The sequence below is a fragment of the Myxococcales bacterium genome (genome assembly GCA_012517325.1).
Classification (GTDB): domain Bacteria; phylum Lernaellota; class Lernaellaia; order Lernaellales; family Lernaellaceae; genus JAAYVF01.
Genome location: JAAYVF010000074.1, coordinates 83,279 through 94,874, shown reverse-complemented (window position 1 = coordinate 94,874; position 11,596 = coordinate 83,279). Strand labels below are relative to the sequence as shown.

10 protein-coding genes are annotated in these 11,596 nt (G+C 62.2%); 9 read left to right on the top strand and 1 reads right to left on the bottom strand.

Annotated features, from left to right (window positions below):
- Positions 1–225 precede the first annotated feature (225 nt).
- The 9 genes from GX444_13230 to GX444_13190 all read left to right on the top strand — a co-directional run bounded on the left by GX444_13230 (position 226) and on the right by GX444_13190 (position 10,903).
- Positions 226–1,017 carry a PspA/IM30 family protein gene (locus GX444_13230; protein ID NLH49543.1) on the top strand — a complete coding sequence of 264 codons (792 nt, stop codon included), beginning with the start codon at positions 226–228 and terminating at the stop codon, positions 1,015–1,017.
- A gap of 147 nt (positions 1,018–1,164) precedes the next feature.
- Positions 1,165–2,166, top strand: coding sequence for a GGDEF domain-containing protein (locus tag GX444_13225; protein ID NLH49542.1), 1,002 nt, complete (start codon positions 1,165–1,167; stop codon positions 2,164–2,166).
- Between the two features lie 70 nt (positions 2,167–2,236).
- Positions 2,237–2,665, top strand: coding sequence for a hypothetical protein (locus GX444_13220; protein ID NLH49541.1), 429 nt, complete (start codon positions 2,237–2,239; stop codon positions 2,663–2,665).
- Entirely contained in the window at positions 2,662–3,450 is a 789-nt protein-coding gene (gene tatC / locus GX444_13215) for a twin-arginine translocase subunit TatC (GenBank protein ID NLH49540.1), read from the top strand. Before GX444_13220 ends, tatC begins: the two co-directional genes overlap by 4 nt.
- A 68-nt stretch (positions 3,451–3,518) precedes the next feature.
- Complete coding sequence (locus GX444_13210) at positions 3,519–4,553, top strand: hypothetical protein (GenBank protein ID NLH49539.1); 1,035 nt, start codon at positions 3,519–3,521, stop codon at positions 4,551–4,553.
- A gap of 3 nt (positions 4,554–4,556) precedes the next feature.
- On the top strand, positions 4,557–6,878 hold the full coding sequence (locus GX444_13205) for a polysaccharide biosynthesis tyrosine autokinase (protein NLH49538.1): 2,322 nt from the start codon (positions 4,557–4,559) through the stop codon (positions 6,876–6,878).
- Between the two features lie 317 nt (positions 6,879–7,195).
- Positions 7,196–8,416: a glycosyltransferase family 2 protein gene (locus GX444_13200; protein NLH49537.1), complete on the top strand. Its 1,221-nt coding sequence runs from the start codon at positions 7,196–7,198 to the stop codon at positions 8,414–8,416.
- Between the two features lie 4 nt (positions 8,417–8,420).
- Positions 8,421–9,869 carry a radical SAM protein gene (locus tag GX444_13195; protein ID NLH49536.1) on the top strand — a complete coding sequence of 483 codons (1,449 nt, stop codon included), beginning with the start codon at positions 8,421–8,423 and terminating at the stop codon, positions 9,867–9,869.
- Complete coding sequence (locus tag GX444_13190) at positions 9,866–10,903, top strand: glycosyltransferase (GenBank protein NLH49535.1); 1,038 nt, start codon at positions 9,866–9,868, stop codon at positions 10,901–10,903. Before GX444_13195 ends, GX444_13190 begins: the two co-directional genes overlap by 4 nt.
- Here the strand turns inward: GX444_13190 and GX444_13185 are convergent.
- Complete coding sequence (locus GX444_13185) at positions 10,900–11,562, bottom strand: hypothetical protein (protein NLH49534.1); 663 nt, start codon at positions 11,560–11,562, stop codon at positions 10,900–10,902. The genes GX444_13190 and GX444_13185 overlap by 4 nt on opposite strands.
- Positions 11,563–11,596 lie beyond the last annotated feature (34 nt).

Here is an 11,596-nt window from a genome sequence, read left to right as displayed (position 1 = left end):
GGGGCAGCTGCCCCTCCAGGACGCAGACCAGCAACCTCATCCGCTGTAACTCCTTGGGAGTCATCGAAATCATGTCCTTCTTCATGGGGGACATAATCGCTAAGCAGTTACAGGGGACAAAGTCGCTAAGCTAATACACGGCAGGGTCTTTTGGTTGACCTCCCGCCGGCGAACGATTATAACGGAAATAATCATTCAAACCGGGATCCAAACGCGGAGGGAATCATGTGGACGCGCTTTAAACGTTGGCTGCGGAGCGTTTTCGGCGGAACGATGGATTCGTTGGAGGATCCGGAAAAGATCTTGAAGCAGAACATCCGCGACATGAACGACCAGGTGCCGCGCATGAACGAATCGATCGCCATGATCAAGGCGAACGTGTCCCTCCTGGAAACCCGTCAGAAGGAACGGCAGCAGAAGATCGAGGAGCACAAGGCCCGGATCAAGGCCGCCCTGCAGGCCGGCCGCCGCGATGTCGCGCTCAATTTCGCCACCACCCTCGAGCAGCTCAACCAGGATCTGGTCAACGACGATAGCCAGCTCAAGGTCAGCCGCGAGGCCTACGAGCGGGCGCTGAAGGTCAAGGAGGCGTTTCTGCTGGAAAAGAAACGCAAGATCGAGGAAGTGCAGCGCGCCGTCACCAAGCACAAGCAGACCGAATGGCAGAAGAAAGTCGCCGACGCCATGGCCACCTTCGAGGTCGGCGGCATCGACCAGACCCACGACGAGATGATCGAACGCATTAATCAGCAGGCCGCGCTCAATCAGGCGCGGATGGAAATGGCCCTGGACAACATCGACATCAAGGGAATCGAGATCGAAAAGGAAGCGCAAAAAATCCAGGCCAACGAACTGCTCAAGCAATTCGAACTGGAATTGGGGTTGACCTCCCCGCAACCGATCCAGGAAAAGTCGATCGGCCCGGGCGAGGAAACGCTGGCCGCCGTCGAGGCGGAAGCGCAGCCCGCCGGCGAGGTCAACAAGACCGTCGGGCCGAAAAAGGTCACCAACTCCTAGGAGGCGGCAAGATTTTCCGGTTCGGATAACGCATTGAAATAACGATCCTTTTTATTCAACAGCAATCCCCCGGATCCGCGTCCGTTTTTTCGTTCAAGAAATCTTGAAAAAATCCGATATCAACCCCACAAGGGGGAAAAGGTTTTAATGAACCTCGACCAACTGGCGCGCAATTATCTTTTTCAGCATTCCCGCCTGCTGGCGCTCCGGCTGAACAATAAATTGCGGATTGTCGAGGCCAATCCCGGCACGCTCAACACCCTCGGCGTACCCCCCGAGGAACTGGTCGGAAAAAGTCTCTACGAATTGGTGATCGCCGATGACGACGAGATGGTCGACCGCGTGACTGCGGCGTCGCAAATCGAAGGCGAGATCGTCCGGATGCGTTCCTCGAACGATCGGGAGGTCTCGGTGCTGATGTCGCTTTATCGCGCGCCGGATGGCGTGTTGGTTTTCGGCGAGGCGGTCGGCGACAGCGACCCGCGGCGCAAGGATCTGACGCTCGAATTGCACAAACGATCCTTCAGCCTAGCCAAAACGATCGAAGAACTGCGCAACCGCAACGAGAACCTGGAAACCGTCAATCAGTGGATGCGGGAAAAATCCGTCGTCGATCCCACCACCGGCCTTTACAAGCGCAACCAGCTCGATCGCCTCTTGCGGACCGAGTGGGAGCGCGCCAAGCGGCATCTGGGCGAGTTGAGCTTTTTGCTGATCAGCATCGACGGATTGCAGCCGTTTCGGGAGTTGCAGGGGGCGGACGCGGCCAGCCTGATCTTTCGCGGCGTGGCCCGCGTGCTCGAAACGCGCAAACGCCTGTTCGATGTTCTAGGACACTTCGACGACGAGACGCTTTTCCTGTTGCTGCCGCATACCCCGCTGGACGGCGCCAGGGAATTGGCCGATCGACTGCGGCGACTGCTGGAAAATCGCGAGTTCCGCGCCGGCGATTATCCCTTCCGTATTCTGTTGTCGCTGGGCCTTGCCGCCTATCACCATCGCTTTTATCCGCTACGCAGCCACGACGAATTGATCCACCTGGCGGCGGACGCCATCGCCGAGGCGCGAATCGACGGCGGCAATCAGGTTCGTTGCACCCAAGTGCCGGTTCTGACGCCGCCGGTGCCCAACGGGGCCGCCGTTCAATGATTGACAGACTCCCGGGTTGAGGCTACCTTCCCGATCGGTCATTACTCGAACCAGCGGGATAGACACGGCAATGTTCGGTATGAGTTTCGGCGAAGTCGTCATCGTCCTGATCCTCGCCTTGATCGTGGTGGGCCCGAAAAACCTTCCCAAGGTGGCGCGCGAAATGGGCCGCGGCTACGCCTGGATTCGTCACCATCTAGCGATTATTCAACGGGAAATCGACCTCGAAGTTCGCAAGATCGAGCTGGAGGAAATGGAAAAGGGCGGCAAGAAGCTCAACCCGTTGCCCAAAGGCGCCACCCGCCCGCCCGCCGCCGACAACCAGCCGGCCCCGCCGGAAACCACCGCGGTCGACTCGGCGTCCGCGCCGCCGGTTTCGGATGCCGCCGTGTTGGAGTCGGAAGCGACCAACAGCCTCCCGGCCGCCGATCTGACGACCACCGGTAACGAGGTCCGCCCGCCGGATGCCCCGGAAGTGGGTCGGGAGACGGATTCGTGACCGAGCGGATCGACGCGCCCCAGACGGAAAGCCCGCGGCCGGCCGAAGGCACGATGGGCATCCTCGATCACCTGCACGATCTGCGCAAAGCGCTGCTTTATTCGATCATCTCCATCGGCATCTGTAGCGCGCTGACGATTTATTTCGCCGGCGACATTTTTCGTATTCTGACCTTGCCGCTGATGGAGGTGTACGATCGGATCGGCCACGACCAGAAGCTGATTTTCACCTCGCCGCCCGAGGGCTTCATGACCTACCTGCGCATCGGGATTTTTTCGGGTTTTCTGACCTCGACGCCGCTGTGGATGTTTTTCATGGGGCGGTTCATCTGGCTGGGCCTGTACGCGAAAGAAAAAAAGATTTTGATGATTTTTGTCGGCTTCGGCTCCGCCCTGTTTCTGCTCGGCGGGTTGTTCGGCTACTTTTACATCTTTCCGATCGGCCTCCGGTTCCTGGTGGAAAATTATCGCACCGCCACCCTGGAGGCATTGATCAGCGTCAAAGAATACTTTAGTTTTGCCAGCAAGCTGATCGTCGCATTTGGCTTGGCATTCGAATTGCCGCTGATCATGTTCTTGCTCGGTCGCCTGGGGTTGGTAAGCGCAAGGGGATTTTTGCGCGCGTTTCGTTGGGTGGTCGTGGTGATCTTCATCGTCGCCGCGATTTTCACGCCGCCCGACGCCGTTTCGCAAATCAGCATGGCCGTGCCGTTGTGCGTGTTGTATTTTCTCGGCGTGCTGGCGGTGGCGATCTTCGGCAAGAAGAAACCGCGCGATACCCAATAGTGTTTGGCAATTCCCATTTAAACAGGTAACATCATGGGGATTCGATTAAGCACCGTCGTGGAGGATAGTTGCACGGTAAACGCTGGCTGATCGTCGGGTGGTTGTTGCTGCTCGCTTTGACCGCGGCTTGCCAGGCGAACCGCACCGCGCCGCAGGACATGCCCGACACCGCGTCCTGGTGGGAGCAGACCGCCAAGCCGGAGGACGAATCGGAGCTGCGCCAGAAGGTGCGCGGCCTGGTCGATCACATCCGCGAGCGGCGGGTCGATTACCTGCTGGGCGCGGAGGACGTCGTCCGCATCACGGTCTGGAACCGCGTCGATCTGAGCAAGGAAACCCGCATCCGCCCCGACGGCACCCTGTTCATGCCGCTGGTCGGCAACGTCAAGGCCGAGGGCCTGACGATCACGCAACTGCAAGAGAGCCTGCGCCAGCAACTCGGCCGCGTGCTGCGCGATCCGCAGGTCGACGTCGAAATCAAGGAATACGGCAGCAAGGTCTATTACGTTTTCGGCCAGGCGATCAAACCTGGCGTCTATCCGGTCCGCGCCACGACCACCCTGCTCGAGGGCGTGGCGACCGCCGGCGGCCCGGCCGACAAGGCGAACCTCGGCTACTCCTACCTGATTCGCGGCGGCCTGGTCGTGCCGATCGACTTTTACGCCCTGTTCGAACGGGGCGACATCAGCCAGAACCTGCTGCTGGCCGACGGCGACATCATCTATCTGCCCAGCATCGAGGACGCGAAGATCTACGTGCTCGGCGAGGTCAACGCGGCCGCCGCGGTGCCGATGCGCAGCCATTCGATGCGCCTCTCGGAGGCCGTCGCCCTGGCCGGCGGTTTCAACGAAACCACGGCGTTCAAGCGCGGCATCAAGGTCATCCGGGGCAGCCTGGCCAACCCGCGCGTGTATACGGTCGACTACCAGGAGGTCATGCGCGGCGAAAAGCCCGACGTTCCCTTCCTGCAAAACGGCGATATCGTTTTCGTTCCGGCGAGCGGCCTGACCAAATGGGATCGCGTGCTCGGCCAGTTGTTGCCGAATCTGAGCCAGATCGTGCTGGATGCGGCGTCGATCGATTCACTGACGAGAAACCGATAACCCATGGAACTGCGTCACCGGTCCACCGAAGTCCAGATTGCCGATTATTTCCGCGTCCTCTTTCGCCGGCGGGTGGTCGTCCTGCTGACTTTTCTCGCCGTCGCCATCTCCGTACTGATCCACACCTTCCTGATGACGCCAATTTACGAGGCGTTCGCGCTGGTGCAGATCAAGGACGAAAGCACGCAAAACGCCCTGCTGGGCGACCTGGCTCGCATCGGCCGGTCCAATCCGGTCGCCGCCGAAATGGAAATCATTCGCAGCCGGACCGTCGCCGAGGCGGTCGTGCGCGAACTAAAGCTCGATGTCGTGGTGCTGGATCAGTCCGACGACCTGGAAGTGACGCTCAAGGACGTCGATCTGCGCAAGGAATACCGCGGCCGCACCTACGAGGTGGAATTCCTCGACAACCAGGGCAATTTCGAAGTTCGCTACAAGGGCGCCAAGGTCGGCCAGGGCAGCCTCGAAAAAGGCCTGCACCAGCCCGACATCAATTTCGACATCGAAGCCAAGAATTTTAAAAAGGGCGTCTGGTTCCGCTTCTCGCAGCGGCCCTTCGACGGCACGGTGCGGATGGTGCAGACGAACCTGGCGGTCGCCGAGATCGGCGATCGCACCCAGATCGTCAAGATCGCCTACCGCAGCCAGTTCGCGCAATTGGCGCGCGACATCGTCAACAAGACGGTCGAGGTCTACGAAAAGCTGAACGTGCAGGAGAAGAGCCGCGAGGCGCAGCAGACCGTCTCCTTCATCGAAAGCCAAGTCGAAATCGTCCGCAAGAACCTGGAAAACAGCGAGGACGACCTGCGGCTCTACAAGCAGAAAAAGGGCATCATGATGCTCTCGAACGAGGCCGGGGCGTTGATCGACTCGGTCGCCAAGTTCGAGCTGCAGCGCGCCCAGATGCAGATCGACAAGTACAAGTACAGCGCGATTCTGGGCACGATTCAGAAGGGCGGCATCGAAAACGCCACCTTGCCGAGCCTGTCCTCGGCCGAAGATACGGTGCTGTCGGGGCTCGGCCAGCAACTGGCCGGGTTGAAATCGAAAAAGAGTTCCCTGCTGACCGACCTCACCGAGGATCACCCGCAGGTGCAGGCGGTGGACCAGGAGATCAATTCGGTCGGCGAGCAGATCGCCGGCATCCTCAAGCAGACCATCACCAACATCGACGCGCGGCTGAAAAAACTGGACGAGGTCGTCAAGACCTACGACGGGCAGATCGCCAATCTGCCGGGGGCCGAACGCGACCTGGCCGAACTGATGCGCTCCAGCGAGGTCACCAGCCAGATTTACACCTTCCTGCTCGAAAAGAAGGAAGAAGCGCGCATCGCCATGGCCTCGACGATCAGCAACATCCGGGTGATCGACTGGGCGGTGACGCCGCACGGCCAGATCAAGCCGAACATCCGCCTGAACCTGCTGCTCGGCGCGCTGGCCGGCCTGCTGCTGGCGATCGGCGTCGCCTTCTTCCTCGAGTTCATCGACGATTCGCTCAAGTCGGTCGAGGAAATCGAGCGGCTGATCCGCAAACCGATCTACGGCGTCATTCCGCGCATCCCGGAGTCGCGCAAGGAAAAAGAGGAAGAGGCGCCGCGCGCGGTGCCCTACAACCTGGTCACCCAGAACAGCCCGAAGAGCCCGATCTCCGAGGCCTTCCGTTCGCTGCGCACCAACATCCATTTCGCCGACCCGGACCGCAAGCTCAGCACGCTGTTGATCACCAGCGCCGGGCCCAGCGAAGGCAAGTCGACCATCGTCACCAACCTCGCGGTCACCTTCGCCAACATCAACCGGCGCACGCTGCTGATCGACTGCGACTTGCGCAAGCCCAACGTCCACAACATTTTCCAGATCAGCCGCGATCCCGGCCTGACCAATGTGCTGCTCAACGAGAAGGATTGGCGGGACGTGCTGATCGAAACGTCGGTGCCCAACCTGTTCGTCATTCCTTCCGGACCGATTCCGCCCAACCCGACCGAATTACTGGGCAGCCAGCACATCAAGGATTTGATCGTCACCCTGCAGCAGAACTTCGAATTGATCCTGTTCGACAGCCCGCCGGTGTTGGCGGTCACCGACGCCGCGATCCTTTCGTCGGCGGTGGACAGCACGCTGCTGGTCGTCGAGCTGGGCCGCAGCCGCGCCTCGGGCGTCTATCGAGCGATCGACCTGCTGGACAAGGTCAACGCGAAGCTGCTGGGCATTGTGACCAACAACATCTACGCCGGCTATCGCTACGACTACGGCTATTACTCCTATTACTACTATTACGCCGATGGCCAGAAGAAGAAGCGCCGTCGGCGGACGCGCTACGGCTACTAGCCGGGTGTTGAGAAACACCCGGCATGCGATCCAGGGATGGATCGCCATTGTCGGCAACTTCCGAAGTTGCTGTAAATGAAGCGAAAGAAAAACCACGCTTTTTGTTGAGCGCGGTTGAAAAAGGCCAGGACGGCCTTTTTCAACAGCCTGCTAGCCGGGTGCTGAGAAACACCCGGCGTGCGATCCAGGGATGGATCGCCATTGTCGGCAACTTCCGAAGTTGCCGAAAATGAAGCGAAAGAAAAACCACGCTTTTTGTTGAGCGCGGTTGAAAAAGGCCAGGACGGACTTTTTCAACAGCCTGCGAGGAGACGGCCGTGAAATTCCTCATCGTCATTCCGGCGCTCAACGAGGAACAGGCGATCCGCGCGATCATCGAGCGCTGCCTGGCCGCCGCGCCGCTCATCGTCGAAAAAACGCCGGTCGACGAGGTGCGGATCACCGTCGTTTCCGACGGCTCCAGCGACCGCACTCCGGCGATCGCCATGGAGTACGCCGACCGGATCAAGCTCATCCGCTACGAGAAAAACCGCGGCTACGGCGCCGCCATCAAGCTCGGCTGGTCGTATTCCGACGCCGAACTGATGGGCTTTCTCGACGCCGACGGCACCTGCGATCCGCTGTTTTTCATCGAACTGATCAATAAATTGACCGGCGACGGCCTCGACGTGGTGCTGGGCTCGCGCCTCAGCGCCGACAGCCGCATGCCCGCGGTGCGCCGGATCGGCAACCGGATTTTCGCCGAGGTCATCAACTTCATCGCCAACGCCCGCATCTCCGATTCGGCCAGCGGGATGCGCGTCGTGCGCCGGGCCAGCCTCGAACGGTTGTACCCGCTGCCCGACGGGCTGCACTTCACGCCCGCCATGAGTTGCAAGGCCGTGCTCGATCCGCAACTGAAAATCGGCGAAATGCCGATGCCCTACGCCGAGCGGGTCGGCGAATCGAAGCTTTCCGCGCTGCGCGACGGCTTGCGCTTTTTGCGCATCATCCTGGACATCGCCATCACCTACCGGCCGTTTCGGGTCTTCGGCTCGCTCGGCCTGTTGTTGTTGTTGCCGTTGCTGTACTTCGGGGCCGGCCTCCTGCTCACCTACTGGCACACCGGCAGGGTACCCGAGGGGATGATCTACCGCGTACTGGCGATCGTTGTCCTCGGCTTTGCCGGGCTGCTGATTTTCGGCGTCGGCATGGTGGCCGAGCGCGTGGTCGATCTGAAAAATCCGTGGATTCGGCCACACCGCGCGTTTTATCGGGCGGTGTATCGCCTGACGCAGTCCGACGCGATGCTCGCCGTCGCGGGCGTCGTGTTTCTGGCCTCGCTGGCGCTCGTGCTCAAACCGGCCGCGCAGTATTTGTGGACGGGGCGCATCGCGGCGCACTGGTCGCAAGTGGCGCTATCCGGATTTTTCTTTCTGCTCTCGGTGCAGTTGGCCCTCCTGGCGAGCCTGCAGCGCATGTTGACCACCTTGCTGGCCGCCGAACCGTCCGGCCGCGATCCGCGCCACGACCCGGAACAGATTTTCGGCAAGGACTAGGGCAATGCGCGTTGCCCTGATCAATCCGCCCTATCTGCCGCGTTTCTCGCGCTCGCAGCGCAGCCCCGGCGTCATCAAAAGCAACGTGCTGTATTACCCTTACTGGCTGGCGCACGCGGCGGCGCTGTTGGAACGCGAAGGCTTCACGGTTTTGCTGTACGACGCGCCGGCGGCCGGCGCGGATTTCGCGGCGGCGCAGGCGCGGCTCGCGCGCTGGGAGCCGGACCTGGCGCTGGTGGAGACCAGCACGCCGTCGATCGCCGCCGACCGCGAATTCGCCGCGCGGCTCAAGGAGCGCCTGCCGCGGTCCCGCGTTTTTCTCACCGGCACCCACGTCACCGCGCTGCCCGACGATACACTGGCGGACTCGTCGCTCGACGGCGCGCTCCTCGGCGAATACGACTGGACGGCGTTGGAACTGGCGCGCGCCCTGGAGGCCGGGCAGCCCTTGGCGGCGGTTGCCGGGCTCTCGATTCCGCACGAGGCGGGGTACCGGGCGACGGCCCCGCGTCCGCCGCTCGAAAACCTCGACGATCTGCCGTGGATCGCGCCGATCTACCGGAACCATCTGTCGATCCAATCCTATTATTTCAGTCTGGCCCATCACCCGATGGTCATGCTGATCAGCGGTCGCGGCTGCCCGAACAACTGCTTTTTCTGCCTCTATCCGCAGGTGATGCACGGCCGCCGCTACCGGGCGCGCAGCCCCGAGCACGTGGTCGGCGAACTGGAGTGGATCGCCCGCGAAATGCCCGCGGTCCGCGAGGTCGTCTTCGAGGACGACACCTTCACCGCCGACGAGGATCGCGCCGTGGCGATCGCCCGCTTGAAAATCGAGCGCGGCATCCGGCTGCCGTTCTTCGCCAATCTGCGCGTCAACACGAAGCCGGAGACGATTCGCGCCCTGGTGCGCGCTGGCCTGCGCAGTTGCGCCGTCGGTTTCGAGTCGGCCGACGAACCCGCGTTGCGGGAGATGCGCAAGGGCATCACGCGGACGCGCGCCGAGGAGTTCATGCGCGAGGCGCGGCGGGCCGGGTTGCTGGTTCACGGCTGTTTCATGGTCGGGTTTCCCGGTGAAACGAGGGAGTCGATGGAGCGCACGCTTCGCTACGCCGTGGCGCTCGAACCCGATTCGGCGCAGTTTTATCCGGTTTTCCCGTACCCGGGCACCGAAGCTTTTCATTGGGCCGAATCGAACGGCCTGTTGATTACCCGCGATTTTCGCGCCTGGCTGACGCCCGCCGGCCATCATGCGGCGGTGGTCGATTTGCCCGGTTTGCCGCATGACGCGCAGTGGGCGTTTTGTGAAATGGCCTACCGGCGTTTTCATTTCCGGCCGAAATACATCGCGCGCAAGCTCTGGCAGGCGATCCGCCGGCCGAGCGAAGGCTGGCGCAGCGTCCGCGGCTTATGGGCCTACCTGCGCTATTTGCGCCGCCGGCGGCCAGCATGAAACGGATCACGGTCGCCGTGCTGGCCTTCAACGAGCAGCACAACCTGCCGGATCTGTTCGCCTCGCTGGCCTCGCAAACCCTGCCGGCGGCGGAATTCGAGATCCTGGTCGTCGATAACGGCAGCCGCGACGGCACGCGCGATCTGGTGCGCGACTGGCAGGCCCGTCTGGCGAATCTCCGGCTGGTCATTCAACCCGTGCCCGGCATCGCCGCCTCGCGCAACGCCGCCCTGCGCGCCGCCGTCACACCGCTGATCGCGTTCACCGACGCCGACGTCATCTGCCCGCCGCATTGGTTGCGCACCTTGGTGGAAGGGTTCGACCGCCACCGGGCCGGCGACTCGCGCCTGGTCGCGGTCGGCGGCGGCAATCGGCCGGTGCGCGGCGGGGGGCCGTTTCTCGACGCGATCGGCATCACGCTCAACAGCTTCTGGGGCAGCCACGGTAGCGTTCAGGGTATGCGTTTCGGCGCGGATCGCCCGGTCGAGCACATCCCGACGTTGAACATCTGTTACGACCGCGAGCGCGTACTGGCGGCGGGCGGGTTCGACGAAAATTTCCGCCTGGTCTGCGAGGACCCGGAGTTGAACCATCGCCTGACGCGGGCCGGCGGCCGGATCGTCTACCTCGCCGACGCCGAGATCGAGCACAAGATGCGCGCCAACCTGCGTTCCTGGCTGCGCAACGTCTATTTGTACGGGCGCGGCCGCACGCAAATTCTTCGCAAGCACCCCGACCATTGGCGGCTGAAGTTCCTGGCGCCGCCGCTGCTGCTCCTTGCCTTGCTGCTGCTCCCGTTCGGCTTCCGGTGGCCGATCTGCTGGTTGCCGGCGTTGTATTTCCCCGCCGTGGCGCCGCTGGCCTGGCTGCTGTGCCGCCGTAACGAGCGTCCCGATCTGTTCGCGACCGTTTACGCGATCCTGGCCGCCAATCCGATCGCTTACGGCCTCGGGATGATTCACGGCCTGTGGTACCGCTATCCGCCGGTCGCGCCGCGTCCCGTGCCCGCCGCCGAAAAAGAGCTGATCGTTTAAAATTCGACCGGTTCGCCGTAAAGGCGATCGTCCTGCCGCAGCGACAGAAGATACAGCAGTTCGCAAGCGCCGTTGCCGTTGTCGTCGCGGCTCAGGCTGGAATGCCAGTGATAGGGCGAACGTTCGTAGGAGCCGTCCAGGTAGACCAGGTAGCCGGTCAGTTGCACGAGATCGCCCTGGTCGAGCCGCTCGACGGCGCGGCGCAGGTCGTCGTTGGCGTAGATCAGATGGACGTTCGCGGCGTGCGTGGTGACGTAACCGGGCTCGAAGGGAGCGCCGGAATCCACGGTATACCGGCACCAGCGCATGCTCTGCGAAAAGCGGATCTTGCCCTGGCGATCCGCGGTCGCCAGCCGGCCCCAGGAAAGGCAGATGTCGTCGGGGGCGATCGCCGCCTGCGGCTTCTGGTAATAGTGTTCGACGCCCTCGACCCGCGCGGCGATGTCGTAGCGCGCCATGACCGTCAGTATTCCGCGGCCCTTGCCGAAAAGCAGCGGAAACGAAACGCTGCCGTCGAGGTTTTCCTGGCGCGGCTCGCCGCTCGGATCGATCGGCGCCGCCGCGACCGGCAGGTACGGCGGCGCGGTGATGAACCGGTACAAGTGGTAGAGGCCGAACGCGGTCAGAAAGACCGCCAGCAGAATCAGCGCGTTTCTCATTTTTTCAGTATCGGCGTAGTGGATTGTTTTCTCA